The sequence below is a fragment of the Salinivibrio sp. IB574 genome (assembly GCF_001996205.1).
Classification (GTDB): Bacteria; Pseudomonadota; Gammaproteobacteria; order Enterobacterales; family Vibrionaceae; genus Salinivibrio; species Salinivibrio proteolyticus.
Genome location: NZ_MUFN01000002.1, coordinates 1 through 19147 on the forward strand (window position 1 = coordinate 1; position 19147 = coordinate 19147).

20 protein-coding genes are annotated in these 19147 nt (G+C 50.1%); 12 read left to right on the forward strand and 8 right to left on the reverse strand.

Annotated elements, in window-relative coordinates:
* Together truC and BZJ17_RS00700 are read right to left on the reverse strand one after the other, a co-directional pair.
* Positions 1-651 (reverse strand): tRNA pseudouridine(65) synthase TruC (truC, locus tag BZJ17_RS00695; protein ID WP_077639470.1); only part of this gene is annotated, 651 nt, incomplete at its 3' end.
* On the reverse strand, positions 648-968 hold the full coding sequence (locus BZJ17_RS00700; RefSeq protein WP_069588592.1) for a YqcC family protein: 321 nt from the start codon (positions 966-968) through the stop codon (positions 648-650). The genes BZJ17_RS00700 and truC, both read right to left, overlap by 4 nt.
* Positions 969-1108: 140 nt before the next feature.
* On the opposite strand from BZJ17_RS00700, the gene BZJ17_RS00705 reads away from it, so the two are divergent.
* The 4 genes from BZJ17_RS00705 (at position 1109) to BZJ17_RS00725 (ending at position 3901) form a co-directional block, all read left to right on the forward strand.
* Positions 1109-2161, forward strand: a complete 1053-nt coding sequence (locus tag BZJ17_RS00705; RefSeq protein ID WP_077639610.1) for a DUF3549 family protein — start codon at positions 1109-1111, stop codon at positions 2159-2161.
* The gene (locus BZJ17_RS00710) at positions 2151-2459 is read left to right on the forward strand and encodes a DUF3301 domain-containing protein (protein ID WP_069588591.1); all 309 of its coding nucleotides are present in this window, start codon (positions 2151-2153) and stop codon (positions 2457-2459) included. Before BZJ17_RS00705 ends, BZJ17_RS00710 begins: the two co-directional genes overlap by 11 nt.
* Positions 2460-3304: 845 nt before the next feature.
* Positions 3305-3538 carry a DUF2789 domain-containing protein gene (locus tag BZJ17_RS00720; protein WP_077639472.1) on the forward strand — a complete coding sequence of 78 codons (234 nt, stop codon included), beginning with the start codon at positions 3305-3307 and terminating at the stop codon, positions 3536-3538.
* Positions 3539-3604: 66 nt separating this feature from the next.
* Complete coding sequence (locus BZJ17_RS00725) at positions 3605-3901, forward strand: hypothetical protein (RefSeq protein ID WP_077639473.1); 297 nt, start codon at positions 3605-3607, stop codon at positions 3899-3901.
* Here BZJ17_RS00725 and BZJ17_RS00730 read toward each other — a convergent pair.
* Both BZJ17_RS00730 and syd read right to left on the reverse strand, forming a co-directional pair.
* Complete coding sequence (locus tag BZJ17_RS00730; protein WP_069588584.1) at positions 3869-4648, reverse strand: Zn-ribbon-containing protein; 780 nt, start codon at positions 4646-4648, stop codon at positions 3869-3871. The genes BZJ17_RS00725 and BZJ17_RS00730 overlap by 33 nt on opposite strands.
* Complete coding sequence (syd, locus tag BZJ17_RS00735; protein WP_077639474.1) at positions 4645-5193, reverse strand: SecY-interacting protein; 549 nt, start codon at positions 5191-5193, stop codon at positions 4645-4647. Before syd ends, BZJ17_RS00730 begins: the two co-directional genes overlap by 4 nt.
* A 63-nt stretch (positions 5194-5256) precedes the next feature.
* On the opposite strand from syd, the gene queF reads away from it, so the two are divergent.
* The 5 genes from queF to xni all read left to right on the forward strand — a co-directional run bounded on the left by queF (position 5257) and on the right by xni (position 12747).
* Complete coding sequence (queF, locus tag BZJ17_RS00740) at positions 5257-6105, forward strand: NADPH-dependent 7-cyano-7-deazaguanine reductase QueF (protein ID WP_069588581.1); 849 nt, start codon at positions 5257-5259, stop codon at positions 6103-6105.
* Between the two features lie 2003 nt (positions 6106-8108).
* Positions 8109-8792, forward strand: a complete 684-nt coding sequence (locus BZJ17_RS00750) for a hypothetical protein (RefSeq protein WP_077639476.1) — start codon at positions 8109-8111, stop codon at positions 8790-8792.
* Positions 8793-8865: 73 nt separating this feature from the next.
* Positions 8866-10425, forward strand: coding sequence for a GGDEF domain-containing protein (locus BZJ17_RS00755; protein WP_077639477.1), 1560 nt, complete (start codon positions 8866-8868; stop codon positions 10423-10425).
* Positions 10426-10528: 103 nt separating this feature from the next.
* Entirely contained in the window at positions 10529-11884 is a 1356-nt protein-coding gene (ppnN, locus tag BZJ17_RS00760) for a nucleotide 5'-monophosphate nucleosidase PpnN (protein WP_069588576.1), read from the forward strand.
* Between the two features lie 77 nt (positions 11885-11961).
* Positions 11962-12747 carry a flap endonuclease Xni gene (gene xni, locus BZJ17_RS00765; protein WP_077639478.1) on the forward strand — a complete coding sequence of 262 codons (786 nt, stop codon included), beginning with the start codon at positions 11962-11964 and terminating at the stop codon, positions 12745-12747.
* Here xni and rlmM read toward each other — a convergent pair.
* The 4 genes from rlmM to BZJ17_RS00785 form a co-directional block, all read right to left on the reverse strand.
* A complete protein-coding gene (gene rlmM / locus BZJ17_RS00770) occupies positions 12744-13832 on the reverse strand; it encodes a 23S rRNA (cytidine(2498)-2'-O)-methyltransferase RlmM (protein ID WP_077639479.1) in 1089 nt (362 codons plus the stop codon). The two genes, xni and rlmM, sit on opposite strands and share 4 nt — an antisense overlap.
* A 107-nt stretch (positions 13833-13939) precedes the next feature.
* Entirely contained in the window at positions 13940-14320 is a 381-nt protein-coding gene (locus BZJ17_RS00775) for a DUF423 domain-containing protein (RefSeq protein ID WP_077639480.1), read from the reverse strand.
* Positions 14320-14955: an alpha/beta fold hydrolase gene (locus BZJ17_RS00780; protein ID WP_077639481.1), complete on the reverse strand. Its 636-nt coding sequence runs from the start codon at positions 14953-14955 to the stop codon at positions 14320-14322. Before BZJ17_RS00780 ends, BZJ17_RS00775 begins: the two co-directional genes overlap by 1 nt.
* Entirely contained in the window at positions 14952-15857 is a 906-nt protein-coding gene (locus BZJ17_RS00785; protein ID WP_069588567.1) for a transcriptional regulator GcvA, read from the reverse strand. The genes BZJ17_RS00780 and BZJ17_RS00785 overlap by 4 nt, the downstream gene beginning before the upstream one ends.
* 382 nt (positions 15858-16239) lie before the next feature.
* On the opposite strand from BZJ17_RS00785, the gene BZJ17_RS00790 reads away from it, so the two are divergent.
* The 3 genes from BZJ17_RS00790 to BZJ17_RS00800 all read left to right on the forward strand — a co-directional run bounded on the left by BZJ17_RS00790 (position 16240) and on the right by BZJ17_RS00800 (position 19142).
* The gene (locus BZJ17_RS00790; protein ID WP_077639482.1) at positions 16240-17451 is read left to right on the forward strand and encodes a cysteine desulfurase; all 1212 of its coding nucleotides are present in this window, start codon (positions 16240-16242) and stop codon (positions 17449-17451) included.
* Positions 17452-17473: 22 nt separating this feature from the next.
* Complete coding sequence (csdE, locus tag BZJ17_RS00795; RefSeq protein ID WP_069588564.1) at positions 17474-17899, forward strand: cysteine desulfurase sulfur acceptor subunit CsdE; 426 nt, start codon at positions 17474-17476, stop codon at positions 17897-17899.
* 502 nt (positions 17900-18401) lie between these two features.
* Entirely contained in the window at positions 18402-19142 is a 741-nt protein-coding gene (locus BZJ17_RS00800; protein ID WP_077455935.1) for an SDR family oxidoreductase, read from the forward strand.
* The last annotated feature ends 5 nt before the right edge of the window (positions 19143-19147 follow it).

Consider the following 19147-nt stretch of genomic DNA (forward strand, 5'->3'; position numbering starts at 1 on the left):
AGACACAGGGTGTTCAAAACACATCTGGCTTGCGTGCAACAGTAAACGATGACAGTCAAAGTGGTGACGAAAAACCCGGTTATGCCGTCCATCGCCGTGGGTGGTGTCGCCAATAATCGGATGACTGAGATGATGCATATGTCGACGCAACTGATGTTTGCGACCGGTATGCGGCTGCATGGCGACTAAACTATACCGGCTGGTCGCATAACGCCCCGTCGCGATCGGTAACTCTATCTTCGCTAATGGCTGATAGTCGGTGATCGCCGACTTGGCTTCCGGCGCCTGGCTGGCATGCTTATCAGCAATTTTATCTAGTTCTTCCACCAGCGGATAATCAAGCTGGCCGGCGTCTGTTATCCAGCCTCGGACGATGGCATGGTAGCCCTTTTTAATCTGGTTGTTGGCAAACTGTGGCATCATTGCCGCGGCAACGTCACTGGAAAGGGCAAACACCAAGACACCAGAGGTGGGTTTATCAAGCCGGTGGAGTGGATAGACATGTTGGCCAATTTGATCCCGTAACGTTTGCATCACAAAACGGGTCTCACCTTTATCCAACCAAGAGCGATGAACCAGCATACCGGCAGGTTTATTGACCACCACCAAGTGCTCGTCTTGATATAAAATACTAAGCGGTAGGTCTGTCATTGATCGGCAAACAAACTATCAATCCGCACAACCACAGCGACCACCTCACGATGCCCGGCCTGCTCTTTCATTGCTTCTTCCACATAAGGTGAAATTTCAAAGTTACGCGGTAAAGTCTGCCCAGCATCAATCAGTGCACGCATTTTAGGTACAAAAATCCATTGCAGCCATTCGTGACATGCCAAGGTATCGACAGCAAAAGGCTCAGTGCTCGCGAGACGCTCAGCCGACGGTGGCGTCGTTTGCCATAGCGCGTGATCATTTAGCACTTGCTCCAACTCATCAAGAAGTTGGATACATTGAAAGTGAAGACTCATTGATACCCTCATCACTTAGTGTTTATGGAAACCGCGAAGCATACCATGATCAAGCCAAAGACAACACGCACAAGGCAAGCATCTGCTGGGTGAAAACTGATATACTCCCGCCCATCAAGCGAAAACAGCGAGCGGATACCATGGAATCTTTTCACGCGCTGAGCACCCTTTTTGATCATGCCCAGTGTCAGTTTAGCGTCTACGACTTAGGCCGACGTGTTTGTCTTCTCGACGATGCCGAGTTTCGTGCCGTTGAGGCGAACCAACAACCTTACCCTTACCCTCTGCGCCATCATGCGCATATGGCTGTCGCGTTCTGGCCAAAGGGCGGCGCACCTTGGGTATGGTTTTTGAAAATGCCACTGGATGAGCGAGGGCTACTCAGTCACACCGCGATGGGCGACTTTCTGCAATATGTCAGTGCGGCCATGGGGGAGAATTTAAGCGCAACGCCGAACAAAGCGCAGCGTGAGAAGCTGGCTAACAACCCTTACACCTTCACCCCAACCGATGACAAGATGGCGATGTTTCATGCTTCGCTCACCTACTCGCTCGGTCGTCCCGCGAGCCAATATTACGAACAAGCTCAACACTATTTAAACGGTGAACTCGGCTGGGATAACTGGCAAGGCGTTGGCCTACAAGGCTTGGCAGATATTTGCGTGCGTATGCACGATCAAAACAATGCCACGCGAGTAAGAAAAGCGATCGCCAATATGCCAACCACGCCGCAATATGCATTGCTGGGGTGCTTGGAGCACTGCACCTTGAGCGACAAGCTTGCTGCCACCTTGCGCACGCTATTTAGCGACTTGTGTGAGAGCCAAGAAGTCGACCTCTTTTTCGTTAGCGCATTATTGCGCGCCCATGCGGGTGCACCAAAAGCACAACGCGATCAATTGATCCGTGCCGTATTAGCTAAACGCGCACTCCACCATCAAGAGATCTTTGTCGCCATCGCGGGGCGGTGCTGGGATGGATTAACCGATGATGCGGTATTGGATGCCTTTTTAATTGCGATTGCCGACCAACATGACCCGGCGCTATTCCAACAAATCTATGCCGATCTGGTGATGATGCCTGAGCTTCGCGGTGCATTATTAAGCCGCTTGCATGGCAATACCTCTCCGGCACTGACTCAGGCGATGGCTCGTCTGCAATCGGCAGTGAAGCAACCCCATCATGATCACTGATCTTGTTACCCTATTACTCGTCTTTGTCGTCGCGATGCTGTTTTGGCAACAGCGGCGGCAAAGCGAGCACGCGCATCGATACATTCAGCATTATTGCCAACATATGGGGCTTCAGGTGTTATCCATTGCGCGCGGTAAGCATCGACTCACACACACCGATCAGGGCTGGCGCTGGGTAACACATTACTGGTTTGAATTTTCATCGACCGGGCAAGATAGCTATACCGGCCATGCGCAGTTGCGAGGATTTCGCTTAAAAAGCATCGACACGCCGGTCCATACCATGCCTGTACAATAAGGCCCATACCCACACAATCGCGCCATATTCGCGCAAATGGATAAGCTGTACTAGAGTAACAGTATGATGCACACGTCGCGCGACACGCGAGTAGTACGTGACAGGGAGTCACCGGAAAAGATGGGGTAACCGCTCATGTTTACCGGCTACAAAAAGGAAGGGCGCAGCTTGCGCCGCGCCCGAGAGTTTTACTTGCAGCTATCCTGCTACTAAAAGGTGCTCCCTGCATCATTCCTTGATCAGTCGCCGATTCCTTCAGCGCCGTTCCATGTCTCTCCGTCTTGGAGGTGTCCTTTCGTCATCCTGACAAACCGAAATTCCCGTTTTCGATAAGCTCTCCATCCTGGAGGTGTCCATGACTTCGTCCTGAAGTATTCCTTAAGCCCCCATCCTGGGTTGTCCTAAGTCTTCCTGACGTACAAGCTTCCTGCTTGTAGAGAACGGTTCCATCCGATGTCCTTCTGCAATCCTTGCCAGCGCTTCATCCTGAAGTACTGCCTCATCCTGAGGTACCGAGTCCGTGGTGATTCCTGTTCCCTGTGTCAGTTCCCTTCCGACACCGATAAGATTACGCGACTGAGCCTTTGGCACAAGGCATCACAACGTGCGCGATGTCTCAATTTTATCCCAATCATATAAAACAAAACATAAGCCATTGTTTTTATTAAACTAAAAGCCTACACCTTCTCGTTTGACCCGGTACGATTCTGCTTTTCTCCCACGCCTTTGTAAGAGATATCTCACAAGCGAACCAGCACTTTGTCCCTACCAGAGCACAAGGCAAGCTGTCTAGAGGATTGCTATAGTCAAATAATGGATGCATAGACTAGGTTTGAGGAGCGACAATGGAAACTTTCCAGCACGATTTAACGCACTTGTTTGAGCAATTAGGCCTAGCAAGCGACCAGCAGGCCATCGAGCATTTCTTAACAAGCCATTGTCTGGTCGATGGTCAATCTTTGGTAGATGCGCCGTTTTGGAACACCGCCCAACGGACTTTTATCCATGAGGTGTTACAAGAGGATGCCGATTGGGCCGAACAAGTCGACACCCTTGATGCTTTGTTGAGAAAATCTTAGATTACGACGAGGGCAGCGCGGCAACGAGTTAGCTAAGCGCACGTATTAATGAGATTGAGAATCACGATGAGTTATCAAGCGGCACTAGAACGCGCAATCCACACCTTGGTCCAAAAAGGGCAATCAGTCACCGTGGCAAAGCTGAAAGCACAGCTTGATACCCCGGTGCCGTTGCCCCTCATTATTCAAGCGGTAAAAAGTGCTAAATCTAATTCACCGTTACCCGACATGGCCGAGGCAGAGACTGCTCCTTCAGAGGCAATGCGACTTGCGGCGCTCGAGCAGCAAGTCTCCCAACTGACGGCTCGTCTGAGCGAATTGGAAGAGCGCTTAAGTGAGCTTGAAGTCCCACGAAAGGTTTGAGACCAAACGGCAAGCCTCGCACTTGAACAGGAAAATATCGTGCAGTGGTGTTTCCAATCGCCACTGTCCACCACATTTAGGACAAGGGCGCGCTAGCTCACTGTCCTTATCTTTACCACCGACACGATATTGATAGTAATACGTGGGTATACCCGTGAGGTATTCAATCCGTCCACGCAAATCCCAGCCACGTTGGAACAATCGAGTTTGCGGGTTTTCTAGCTCGTTAAGCCCGGCAAACTCCGCATCACTGGCACCTGCCATCTGCAATTCATCACACGCTTGCCATTCCGTTTGCCACTTGATTACAGATTTGTGGTCACCATTAAAGGTCGCGGGTAAGCGATATAAAGGAATCGGCAGCAAGGTATCACCACACCGTAACGGTGAGCAGGTGTGGACAAACGTGGTATATAACACCTGCCAACTCGGTGTCGTACTTGGCGCCGCTTGTTCGGAGTTAAGGTCTCGACCTAAAAGACGCACCTTAGGCTGAGTCAGACACGCCTCGGACAGTTGATTCAATGCTCGCTTGACTTGAGGGCTATTAAACTTTGGCTGCAACGCATCTTCATCTGGACAAACAACCCGAAGCTGAAACTGCCCTTCTTGCATCAGTATCGGGAATTCACGCCCCAACACCTGACCGTTATAACGCAACGCATCCATCAGGCCATTAATCGCGCGGTCAACCGCGCTCACCGTTGTATTGTCGAAGCACTCGAAGGTTAGCTCGGTAAGGATCATGCTRCATCCACCTCTAACACCTCAATGAATTGCTCAACATCGTCCGCCAACACCTCTCGCGATCCTTTATTGAGTACTTCTTTCACCACTTGGCCCGTGACATTATCAATAGCAATAATCGTCATTTCATCATCAGTGGTCGCAATAAAGACACTCGGGGAGCATTTACGCTGACGCTGCATCATTAAATGCCCAAGAATATTTTCTTGTAAGCGGGCCAAGTCATCTTCACTCCACACTTGCAGTAAATTGAAGCGCTCACCGCCAAAGTGCACCGGCAAATCTGCGCAGTACATAAAGTTATAAAAGTCTTTAATGTCGCTGTGCAGACGTAACTCAATCGCGTGCTCCACGTTGGTGAAGTCTGCCAAGGTATCACGCTGAACCGGTTGCCATTGCACTTGGTGGGCATTTTCGCTCTCGACACATGGTGACGCTAAGCCTAAATACGCCTCCGTGCACGGCAAGCACTGCTGCTCCTTTCGCCATTTGGCAACATATTTCTGGGCTAGCGCCCAAAGGGCGTTATGTAATGTGTTCTCCATTAGCAACCTATAGCAAGATTCAGTAAACTTTACCCATTCTACTTGAATCGATGGCAAATCCGTATGAGCAATTACCAAGATGCCGATGCCCTAGCCGGTCTGTCGCTAGGCCAACACACTGACTACCCGACGCAATACGACCCGTCACAGCTACGCGCCGTCCCGCGTGAGCTGAATCGTCAAGCCATTGGCCTGAGCAATGAGACTGTGCCCTTTACCGGCTATGACACCTGGACACTTTATGAGCTGTCTTGGTTAAACCAAAACGGCCTTCCGCAAGTGGCCATCGGTGAGGTACGCCTACCCGCTTCGAGCCCAAACTTGATTGAGTCTAAATCGTTTAAACTGTATTTAAACAGCCTCAATCAAACCCGCTTCGAGAGCTGGCAAAAAGTCGCCGATGCACTACAGAAGGATTTGTCTGCCTGTGCAGGCGAAGAGGTGGATGTGACCCTCTCGCCACTGAGCGAACTGGAAGGCGAAACCATTGCTGGAATGGCCGGTGAGTGCATCGACCATCAAGATATCAGTATTGATGATTATACTTTTAATCCTGATTGGCTCGATGGCGCCGCGCAAGGGGCGATTGTGTCAGAAACGCTGCACAGCCACTTGCTAAAATCCAATTGCCTGATCACCAACCAGCCTGATTGGGGGTCGGTGCGCATTGCCTATAAAGGGAAAAAGATTAACCGCGAGAAGCTACTGCGTTATCTCGTGTCCTTCCGTGAACATAACGAATTCCACGAACAATGTGTGGAACGTATTTTCATGGACATCATGCGTTTTTGTCAGCCAGAAAAGCTCACGGTTTACGCGCGTTATACACGTCGCGGCGGACTCGACATCAACCCTTATCGCACCAACATGGGTAAAACGCCGAGCGAAAATAACCGACTCGCACGTCAGTAACCATGATTCAGCGACGTCTCGTTGCGGCATATTTGCCGCAACGTTGAGTCAGCGCGCAGACATGGCTGCCTCAAACTGGCAGCCTTCATTTTTGTTCAGACGCATTTTTGAGGATAGCGCATGCGCTTTAGCCGCCCCTTCCTAGGCCTGCTCTTATGGTTAACGTCGTCCATGGCGTTGGCTTCTATCCATTCCTCGCCTGTACTAACCAATGCAGAAGAACTGTTAGCCACCGCGCCTGAGCAATCGTTAGAGATCAGTAACCGTTTCTTAGCGCAGCGACGACTCACTACGGGTGCGAACCGCTCTCACGTCAATAACGATACCGATCGCTCAATTCGCACCCCCTTGCATACGGTGTACGCCTATCTGATCAGTGCTCGTGCTTACGCACACCTTGAGCAACCGCTAGAAGCCAAAGCGGCATTACAAAAAGCCTATCAAGTCGTCGAAGAACACGAACTCAAACACACACTGGTGCAAGTGATGCTGACCGAAGCGTCCCTTACTTGGCATTTAGTCGGCGATGATAAACAGGCATTGCATAAACTGGATGAGGTCGATGCGGCATTGAATGCGCTCCCTGATAACAGTCTCAACATCCACGACGTGCGTTTTAACAGCGCCTTGTTGCGCGCCAATATTCTCGCCGCCACAGCAGACAGTGAAACGGCGCTCATCGCGTATGAGCGTGCACGTAGCCAATTATCCACGCACCCGGAAAACCTACGTGATAAAGTCGAGTTTCAACTCTCATTGGGGGCTTTCCTACTCGATGAAAAACAGCATGAAAGCGCATTGACCGAGTTGCTCAGTGCATTTTGGATAGCCAGTGAAAATGAGTACACCGCGCTCATCGCTCGCGCCAACATGCAACTTGCGCAATTGTACTTTCAGCAAGGCGTGCTCAAACAAGCCCTCGAGCACGCTAACCAAGCAGCAGCGTTTTTTGAACACTTTTCACTGAGCCGTCAGCTTTCCGCTTCCCAGCGTTTATTGGCCGCGATTTACGAACAACAAGCGCGTTATAACTTTGCATTAGTGCATTACTTTAACGCGCTTGAAATTGAGCAAAACCTGTCCAGACCTAAGCCTCTGGCCGAGGTTCACTTTGCCATTGCAAGAACCTATTTCGAGTTATCTCACTACCCATTAAGCGACCGCTATATTCAAGATACGTTACGCTTAGCCGGTGCAATGCCCAACTCGCAGCTCACAACCCAAGCAATCCTGTTGCAAGGGCAAATTCATTTAGCCCTGTCTAAACCCAAACTGGCCGAAAAAGAAATCCAAACTGCGCTTGAACAGGCCCAAGCCCAGCAAGACCTCGCCACCGTMACGCGAGCTTATCAGGCTTTATCCGCGGCGTTGGAAGCTCAGGGGCAGTATCAACAGGCACTCGCCATGCAACGCGAGTACGAACGCTTACGCGCCCGTCAAACCGAAACCGAGCAACAAAGCCAGGCCGATACGTTCAAACAACAGCAACGTGTGGTCGAGCGCCAATTGCAAATGGACGAACTACAGCGTCAACTCGATGGCGCGCGTCAAGAGCAGATCCATTTGCAAAAAGTTAACTATTTCTTGCTCGGTAGCCTTGGTGTGCTGCTGGTCATCGTCTATTTGCGCCACCGAGCCGCCGTGATGCGCCAAATCGAGCTTGAGCAATTGCGTGACGATTTTTATGCCCACCCTCGTACTGGGCTACGCAACCTACGTATGCTCAATGCCAAGCTGCCCCGTTCGTTAGAAAAAAGTAATGCTAATTTTGAGCAATGGTACTTAAACGACATGATCCACCAGCCACTCAGTGACCGGCTGCGGTTCGCAATGTTTGATGTCGCCTTTTTAAAGGATTTATTTTTGCACCATGGCTATCAATATGCGCAGGATATCGAACGTCAACTGGGTGAATACCTCTCCGATAAAGTCACGGGAACCGGTCGCCTATACCACTTTTCCGATGCCCTATTTATTNTGATTTTGAGCAATGGTACTTAATCGTGATGATCCACCAGCCACTCAGTGACCGGCTGCGGTTCGCAATGTTTGATGTCGCCTTTTTAAAGGATTTATTTGTGCACCATGGCTATCAATATGCGCAGGATATCGAACGTCAACTGGGTGAATACCTCTCCGATAAAGTCACGGGAACCGGTCGCCTATACCACTTTTCCGATGCCCTATTTATTTATATTGAAACCAACTGGGAAGAAGATGCCCAACCCGACGCCCTTGCCCATTTTGTTCAATCTTTGATTGAAGATTTTGTCGCACATTATCATCAGCAACCCGACGACAGTGATCAGGATGATACGCTATCAGCAAATATCAGCCTCTCAACTCAAGTTTGTGTCGGGCTGGCTGAATATCCTTTCTTGCCGCGAGCGTATACCTCGATCAACGATCAGGAATTGATTGAAATTCTCCTCACGGCCACCAATAAGGCATGCGAGCTCGCGGAGCAAAGTGGTGATAGCCATTGGGTACATTTAAGCGCCATTGATACCGCGCCTGCCGCCAGCTTCGTCAATACCAACTTACGACATGCCTGCCTGCGCGGTATTGACTCCGGATTAGTGAAGGTTAAAACGTCAGCGAACACATCAATTAACTGGCAGACGGATCACGAATCTGATAAAAAGCGAGGGTTAATTATTGATGATCGAAGCAATAAGTCGGTATAGCTAGAGACGTTTGGCTGGCGAACCCCGCCGCCTGTTGCGTCATCGCAAATGTTGTCAGGTGTATCCCCGAGAAATGAATAAGTCCAATCCACAGCCGGTAACGGCAGGCACCGCGTCTGCGGTCCAAGAAGATACGCCATACGCGTATCGGGACTTGGCCTTAAAATCACGTCGTGAGATCCATATTCTCAAGCGCTTGGTGACTCGCTTTGTCGCGACCTGTACCGGAAGAAGCCCGCTACTCGATAAAAAGTTGGCTGAATTCCGTGAGCTGTTACATGTTACGCAGGATGTCAGCCCTTTGATCCCGCGTTTAGCAATTATAGAACGCATGGTGGGTCAGCACGATATGACACAAAAGAAAGCCGAGTCGCATCTTAGTGCGCAGTTTCATGCCAGTGGCGAAACGCTAAAGCGCGTGCCCGGCTTACCGGCACAACTGAAGCGCGATTTGCGCGATCTTTTATCTCAGCCGGCGGACGATCAAACCACCCGCACCCAGCAGTTGGTCAAGTTACTCCAACTGTATGAGCGCGCTGTCACCTTGCAAGCGGTACGTCCCGGCGCTCGACACTCGGAGACCACCCTCGAACAGGATCAAATTCGCCGTATTGCCGACGAATTGCAAAACCTGATCATTGAACTTGATCTCGACGGGGAAGCAGGCCAACGCTTGCTCGATATTCGTCAGCAGCTACTCGACGCACTCTCACCTGCGACCATCATTGCACTCACATTAGAATCGCTCAAGCTTATCCTTGAGGCGACACACGCCGAGCGGCGGGCCTCGCAAGCATTTCTAGCACAAGTGAATGATAATCTGATTGCGATCAGTCAACAAAATACCCGCGCCTACGATCATGCCCATAGCCTGCGCCAAGACCACCAGCGTATTGATACCTTACTGGGTGGCACTATCGCTAACATTGAACGCGATCTGAGTGCACCTAGCGCCGATGCCACTGCACTAAGTCGCTCGTTAGCGCATGCGCTGGCCGATCTCAAAGCGCTTGCCGACGAGAATGAAGCTCTAAAAAACCGCGAGCAGTCTTTGGTTGAGCAATTGGCGCACAATCAAAACCAGCTGAACGCGGTTGCCGAGCAAACCATGGATCAAAGGCGCCGCTTGGGCGACCAAGAGCGTAAGCTGTTACTCGATCCGCTCACCCGTGTATACAACCGCGCAGCGTTGCACGACCGTCTGGAGCATGAATACCGTCTATGGCGCAAATATCAGCATGATTTCTGTCTCGCGGTAATCGACATCGATCACTTCAAAGAGGTGAATGTCCAATTCGGTCATCTTGTCGGTGATAAGGCCCTCAAGATTATCGCGCGCAGTATTTATCAGTGTCTGCGTGATACCGACTTTATCGCTCGCTTTGGCGGCGAAGAATTTGTGGTCTTACTGCCTGATGCGGATGAAACAACCCGAACCGACATTTTGGCGAATGTGAGTCATACCATCCGTCAGTTGCCGTTGAAATTTAAAAACCAACGCGTCTCGATTACAGCATCGATTGGCGCCACGCTGTTCTCCGGCTCTGACACGCCAACGCATGTGCTTGAGCGTGCCGACCAAGCCCTCTATCAAGCGAAAAACGCCGGTCGCAACCAAATCATTTGGTGTTAATTTTTTCTGGTCAATCTGCCAACCTGTGTGTATTTTTAATTAACACACTGATTTTTATAGCACCACTCTGCCCTTCCTAATTTGTCTTCAAGAGGTTGTCGCTATGATCACACACATTAGCCCTATCGGCACCATGGACCTGCTTTCTCAAATCGAGGTCGATCGTCTTAAAGCGAGTGCAAGCAGCGACTTATATCGACTTTATCGAAATTGCTCACTGGCCGTTCTGAACTCAGGCAGCCACACCGACAGCTCCAAAGCCTTGCTAGAAAAGCATACCAACTTTGAGATCCGCGTATTGCGTCGCGAGCGGGGGATCAAACTAGAGCTGGTCAATCCCCCTGATCATGCGTTTGTCGATGGCAAAATTATTCGCGGTATTCAAGAACATATGTTTTCCGTCTTGCGCGATATTATCCATGTCAATGTTCAGCTCGAGCACAGCCCGACACTTAACCTTACCAGCTCTCCCCATATCACCAACCTGATATTCGGCATTTTACGCAACGCAAAAACACTACGGCCGCGGGTCGATCCTAATCTCGTGGTCTGCTGGGGCGGTCACTCAATCAATGATATTGAGTACCAATACACCCGAGAGGTTGGTCATGAGCTGGGGTTACGTGAACTAGACATCTGCACAGGATGTGGCCCCGGCGCGATGGAAGGTCCAATGAAAGGCGCCGCGATTGGACACGCGAAACAGCGTATCTACGATAGTCGCTTCATCGGCCTCACCGAGCCATCTATTATTGCTGCGGAGCCACCGAACCCTATGGTCAACGAGCTAGTGATCATGCCTGACATCGAAAAACGCCTTGAAGCTTTTGTCCGTATCGCCCACGGCATTATTATCTTCCCTGGCGGGGCAGGGACCGCTGAAGAACTGCTCTACATTCTCGGTATCATGATGCACCCAGAGAACCGTGAACAACCACTACCCATTGTGCTAACTGGGCCAAAAGAAAGCGAAGACTATTTCCGCAATATCGACACCTTCATTCGCGAAGTCCTTGGCGACCAAGCGACCCAATATTATGAAATTGTGATTGACGATCCGGCCAAAGCCGCGCGTTTAATGAAAAATGCGATGCCAGCGGTAAAAGAACACCGTAAAGCCACTGGAGATGCATATTCCTATAACTGGTCACTCAAAATCGAGCCAGAATTCCAACTGCCTTTTGCACCGACCCATGACAACATGGCGAACCTGAATCTACATATGAATCAACGCCCTGAACTGCTGGCATCGGCATTGCGCCAAGCGTTTTCAGGCATTGTGGCAGGTAACGTTAAAGATGAGGGGATCCGCAATATTGAGCAACATGGCCCGTTTAAAATTGACGGCGATAAAGTGCTGATGGCGAAAATGGATAAGCTGCTGCAAAGCTTTGTCGATCAACAACGAATGAAATTGCCGGGCACTGAGTATGTGCCTTGCTATCAAATCGTCTCTTAATCCCATCGGGCGGCTTTGCCCACCCGTGTAAACTGGTACAATGGGTAGCATGCTGCTCATTGTTACCGGTTAAGTCTATGTCCAAGCTTCACGTTGTTATCATTGATGCCATGAACCTGATCCGTCGCGTTCATGCCGCCCAGCCCGACACTCATACCCTTGAGGCAACCACACAGACCTGCCTGAAAACACTCGATAAAATCATCAGTCACAGTGAGCCCAGCCATATCGTTGCCGTTTTCGATCATACCGGCCAAGATCGTGGTTGGCGTGCCGATATTCTGCCTGAGTACAAACAGGGCCGGAAACCCATGCCTTCCGACCTCGAACACGGGTTGGATACCATTCAAGATGCATTCTGGCAGCGTGGTGTAGACTCCTTGCTCTCACAAGGGGATGAAGCCGATGACATGATCGCAACGCTCGCATTAAAAGTCGCGGCTCATCGCGAGCAAGCCACCATTGTTTCCACTGATAAAGGCTATTGCCAACTCTTACAGCCCACATTGCGGGTGCGAGATTATTTCCAACATCGCTGGCTTGATTTAGCATTTGTGGAAAAGAGTTTTGGCGTTCGCCCTGAACAGTTGTGTGATTTTTGGGGGCTCGCCGGCATCAGCAGTAGTGAGATCAGCGGCGTACCGGGTATTGGCCCGAAAAGCGCAGCCAGTTTACTGTCCCAGTACGGTGATCTGGACGCCATACTCTCGGCTAACGATCTGGCTGATAAGTGGGCGAAGAAGTTAGATGGTCACCACGATCTCGCACGCAAATGTAAGGCCGTGGCACAACTAAAAACGGATATCCCACTGGGTTTTAACCTACAGGATATCCGCTTTCAACCGACCACAGTCAGTGCCTAACCATTCAACGAGTGTTGACGTTTTACACGACGCAAGTACACGGTGATTTCTTCACGATCGTGATAAAGGTGTTTCGCCTTCATCTCGTAGGGAATGTTGTGCTGCTTTAAAAACTCACCCAAGGTGTCGAGGTTATAAGAAACCTGCTCATATCGACGGCTCATGGGGAGCTTCAAGTTGAACATGGCCTCTTTCGCCCATCCTGCAATCAACCACTCCCCCATGAGTTGAGCGACGCGGGAGGGTTTTTCGATCATGTCACAGACCAACCAAGTCACATTTTTTCTCGTGGGCTCAAACTTAAAGCCATCTTCGGCATGATGGAATACTTGGCCAGTTTCCATCAAGCTTTCATCCATCGCGCCGTTATCAACCGCATGCACAAACATCGAACGCTTCACTAACTGGTAAGTCCACCCGCCGGGACAAGCCCCCAAGTCGACCGCCCATAATCCGGGCGCGAGTCGCGTATCCCACTCTTCTTTAGGAATAAAGTGATGGAACGCCTCTTCTAACTTTAAGGTCGAGCGACTCGGCGCATCGGCAGGAAATTTCATGCGCGGGATGCCCATGTAATGCGGTGAGTTATTGGTGGTCAATGAGTAACCCACAAAGCATGTCCCCGGCGCGATAAAGCAAAGATGAATAACCGGCTTTTTAGGATTGTCTTTTGCTAACATCACGCCCTGCTTTCGCAGTGCCTGACGCAATGGAACGGTGAACTTACGACAAAACTTCAATAAGGCTTTCGCCTCGTCATTATCCGGCGTCTCCACCCGTAAGTCTCCCGCTTTGGGCAGTGCATCCGCAACAGCCAAAATCGGAGAAATTCGGTCGTCCGGATCCAGATCAGAGAGCGATGCGGTCACCGCAATCATTTGCCGGGCAAAGATCAGGGAATCGAGCGGCAGATCACGGACAATCTGCTCAGCCTCACCGTCTTGGTAGCATTCAAACAGCACATAGGCGCTGTTGTTAATCACTCGCGGAAATCCGTAAATACCCAGCTCAGTGGTTTTTTGTTGAATTTCCGCCGCACAGTCTTTTTCAAACCCTGCACGACAGTAAAGCAAAACCTGATTCATGACTTCCTCTGGTTTGGGTCACCGTCACGATTACCGTGACAAAAACAAGCTGCGCATTATATATGCCAAACGGTTAGGAAAGAAATGCCAACCCTGACGATTTTGGTTTACTGGCGACCCGCGCGCCATGCTCCAAACGCCAATGCGCCCCAGCCGACTAAAAAGCTTAGCCCACCGAGCGGGGTGACAGGCCCGAGCCAAGTCATGTGTGTCAATGCCAAAAGATACAAGCTGCCACTAAAACAGAGTATCCCGACCCACCATGCGATACCCGTTGTAACTACACAGCGCTCAGGCAGTTGAGGCGCAACCGCCCCAAGACACAACAACGCCAAACTGTGCCACATTTGATAATTGACGCCGGTTTTAAAAATCGCGAGCTCATAGTCGTTGAGCGTCGCTTTCAAGCCATGTGCGGCAAATGCGCCGAGCCCCACCGCTAATCCGGCACCGAGCGCCCCTGAGATAAGCCAATGCTGACGCCTCATCAATTTGCTCCTTGTTGGTGAATAAACTGACACAGATGCGAAACGGCGGTTTGGCGATTTTGCATCTCTGTCAGTCCCGAGGCTTTGCGAGGTTTAAAGCTATGATCGCCATCGGGCAAAAACGCGACATCGACACTGGGTGATAGTGAATAATTCACCACCTCTTCTTGGCGGCCAAAGGTGTCTCGCTCACCTTGCAAAATCAATACAGGACGAGTGACTGACGCTAAATGTTCGCCCTTGTATTTTTCAGGTTTGCCCGGCGGATGGAACGGAAAACCCAAACAGATCACACCTGAAACACTTGGATTTTCGGTTAAGTGACTGGCCATTCTGCCCCCCATCGATTTACCGGCCAGCCATAAACGGCTGGTCGCAGGACGCAGACCATTCACCTGCTCAATCACAGCTTCAAAACAGCTCAGCAGAGCAGGCGCACGGTCTGGCGGGCGTTTTTTACCATCGACTTTTCGCTTATCCATGTAAGGGAAATTAAACCGTACCACACAAGTATGCTCGCTCAATCGTGCTGCCATATCGGCCATAAATTCATGATCTTTGTCCGCGCCCGCACCGTGAGCAAAAATAATCCAATCCGTTGCAGTCTGCTCACCATCAATCAAAAGTTCTGTCATAAATTCATCTTCTCCTGCTCTTTCGCAGCCGTTTCTAGCATCCACTCTCGAAATGCCGCAATCCGACCGGTTTCCGCATCACGCTGTTGGCTAACCAAGTAAAAGCCATTGTCACTTTTGAGCACTTGTTCAAAGGGATGCACAAGTCGTCCCGAAGCCAATTCAGGTTGGGATAACACATTATTACCTAGTGCGACACCTTGGCCGTGGGCTGCCGCTTGTAACACCATGGAAGAGTGACTAAAGATAGGGCCATGTTCCAAATTGATATCCGTCAGTTGATGCGCTTTCGCAAATGCTTTCCACTCTTTGCGTGAGCGATCGTGCAGTAACACATGGTGTTTGAGATCATCAGGACAAGTCAGAGGCTTACCGGACTCTAGTAGCAAAGGTGAGCAAACCGGCAGTAGGCACTCTTGGTATAAAAGATCGCAACGTAGCCCCGACCAATTCCCTCGGCCGTAGTAAATAGCCACATCCACATCATCCGTCAGTGATCCGTCTTCCAAATCAACTGCTTTTATCCGAACATCGATATCGGGATGCGCTTTATTGAAATCAGCTAAACGCGGTACTAGCCATTGAATAGCAAAACTCGGCGGAAGACTAATGGTGAGCGCCCCTTTCGCACTTCGCTCCAATACTTTATCGGTCGCATAGGAAAGCTCGGAAAAAATATCTTTAATATCAAGAAAGTAACTCTGACCTTCTTCGGTTAGCAGCAAAGATCGGTTGCGACGCCGAAAGAGCTTAAGGCCAAGGAACTCTTCCAGCGCTTTGATTTGGTGGCTAACTGCAGCCTGAGTCACAAAAAGCTCTTCGGCAGCCCGTGTAAAGCTTAAATGTCGCGCCGCGGCCTCAAACACTCGAAGCGCGTTCAGCGGTGGGAGACGCCTTGCCATAAACAGCTCACCTCTAGTTATTAGTTTTTCTAATCGTTGGCATTATAAATTGTCGATTGCTGATATACCAGCAACCTCCTATAGTGCACCCCGCATCCACAAGTGACGTCTCTCTATTTAAGACTGTTTCCGTGGTTGCGATGTTGTGTTTGCATTTGTCTAACACTGGTTAGACAGGTAGTCGTATCTACCACTTTTAACTTCCTGTATTTTGACATTGTCTGTCATTACATATTTGTTGGCACTGAGCTTTGCTCAGTGCTTTTTTTTGTCTGTTTGATAACGCCTATCCTCGCGATACGCCCTCTGAGCGATAAAGTTACTTGAGTTCCAGCCAAGAGATAGGGATCATAAGCAAGATTCAGTTTGGACAGCTCGTACTATGACGCAACATTTCGATATTCACGCACTACGCGCCCAATTTCCTGCCTGCAAAAATCCGGACTGGGTGTACCTCGACAGTGCTGCAACAGCACAAAAGCCCCAAGCGGTGATTGATGCCATCAGTGATTTTTATGCGTCGCCGTTAGCCAATGTGCATCGCGGCCAGCACCAAGCGTCACTCACTGCGACCGAGAAGTTCGAACAAGCGCGTCGGGATGTGGCGGCATTTATTGATGCTAAACCCAACGAGATCATCTGGACCCGAGGGGCTACCGAGTCGATCAATTTATTGGCTTACAGCCTGAGCCAACATTTCACTGCGCAGGATGAAATCTTGGTCAGCGAAATGGAGCACCACGCCAACCTGATTCCATGGCAATTAGTCTGTGAACGCACTGGCGCGACCTTAGTCAAAATCCCCTGCTGTCCACACACCGGTCAGCTCGATTTACATGCTTACCAACAAGCACTGAATACTCACACGCGGATTGTTGCCGTCAGCCATGTCAGCAATGTCACGGGTACCCGCCATCCTATCGAAAAGATGACCGCCATGGCGCATCGTTATGGTGCAATTGTGATCGTTGATGGTGCACAAGGTGTGGTTCATGACCCCATCAGCATGGCCGAGCTTGATGCAGACTTTTACGTGTTCTCCGGCCACAAACTATATGGGCCAACCGGAATTGGCGTACTTTATGGCAAACAAGATAGCCTCGCCGCACTGCCCGCTTTTCACGGCGGAGGCAAAATGATCACTGACGTAAGCTTTGAGCAGCATACTCTCGCCCCGATCCCTGCTCGCTTTGAGGCCGGCACCCCAAATGCGGCTGGAGCGATTGGACTGGCAGCCGCCATCCAATGGTTAACACAATATGACTTGCGCGCAATAGACGCTCATCTCAGCACCTGTTATCAAGCTCTTGTCGAGGGTCTGAAGCAACGTCCTGCCATTCAGCTTATCTGTCCACAACCGCATAGTACTATGGTGTCTTTTGTGGTGGATGGCGAGCATCACGCGGACATTGCTGAGCTACTCGGCCAACAAAATATCGCGGTGCGTTCGGGCCATCACTGTGCGCATCCGTTTATTAAGGCGCTCAATGTAGAGGGCACAGTCCGTGTATCGTTGGGCGCCTATAATAGCCAAGAAGACATTGACCGCTTCCTGACTGCACTGGATAAAACGTTATATTTACTCGGTGTTTAATCGCTAATTAATAGGATTCACGATGGACTTACCCTCTCACCCATTTGGCAGTGAGCTCGACCAACACACCGTTGCCGAGATGCTGGCACAACACACCAACTGGGAAGACAAATACCGCCAGCTTATTATCTGGGGAAAACGTTTACCGACTTTCACCGACGCGCAAAAACAGGCTGCGAGCCAAGTATCCGGCTGTGAAAGTGATGTGTGGTTTTTGCACCACAAAGACGCGGAAACGCACTACTTTGCCGCCGACTCCAATGCGCGGATTGTAAAAGGACTACTAGCCGTGGTTCTCGCCTGTGTGAACGGCCAAAACCACGCACAGATCGCTCAGTTGGATTTGAATGCGGTATTCTCGCAAGCCGGGCTTGCGCACCACCTCAGTGAATCACGCACCAATGGCTTGCACGCCATCGTGCAACATATCCATTCCGAGATTAAATAATCAAGCGTAAACAGGCGGATAGCAACAATAAACACAGCAAAAAGCCTGTTTACCCCACCCACTCAATTGCCTAATAATCCATTCACATTTAGCCACTAAGCTATCTTAAGACCACCACAATGCAATCGATAACATTGCCCATAATTGAGTCGTTACAACTGCTAATAATCGATCAAATAAAAAACCAAAAACAAACACATCATTTACATTTGATTTCATTTTTGCGGTTAATCATTGACATAGATCTCGAATAGATAAAAGAACGCGTTTTTACTTTGCGTAATTTCTCAGATTCGTTAGGTTAATTATCGGCGGTCATAAAAGGGTCACACCTTAACGATAGACTGCCCAGCAACAGTGACAGAAGATATTAATCATTATTGGCATAGGTCTTGCTGTTACTCACAGACAATAAGGATGACTGTAATTCTGGCGTGAGTGGTTCCAGATGCGGCTTCAGGCATCTCGTTTAATTTGCTTGTTGTAGTGAATGGAGTCATACATGAAGAAACTGGCATTAGTTACCGGCGCAAAAGGCGGTATTGGTTCAGCGATCACAGAACAATTGGTTCAAGAAGGATACCGCGTGATTGCGACCCACTTCACCGGCGGCCAAAGCTGCGCGCAAGAGTGGTTTGAAGAAAAAAACTTCAATACTGAGCAAGTGCGCCTTTTTGAACTCGATGTCACAGATACTCAGCAGTGTGCAACACGTATCGCCAAACTGCTTGAAGAAGAAGGCACTGTCGATGTGCTCGTGAATAACGCAGGCATCACGCGCGATAGCGTCTTTAAAAAGATGGATGCCACCCAGTGGCATGACGTCATTAATACCAACCTCAATAGCCTCTTTAACGTCACCCAACCTTTGTTCGCCGCGATGTGTGAAAAAGGCGGTGGACGTATCATTAATATTTCATCGGTTAATGGCCAAAAAGGCCAGTTCGGCCAAGCCAACTATGCTGCAGCCAAAGCCGGCATGATGGGCTTTAGTAAGTCACTGGCTGCCGAAGGTGCTCGCGCCGGCGTGACCGTCAACGTGGTGGCCCCTGGCTACACAGCAACGCCTATGGTCACCGCTATGCGTGATGACGTTCTAGAGTCCATCACCAATCAAATACCGATGAAACGTCTTGCTAAACCTGAAGAAATCGCCGCGGCTGTGACCTATCTCGCTAGCGACGCAGGTGCTTACATTACAGGTGAAACGCTGTCGGTAAACGGCGGCTTATACATGCAATAAATCAG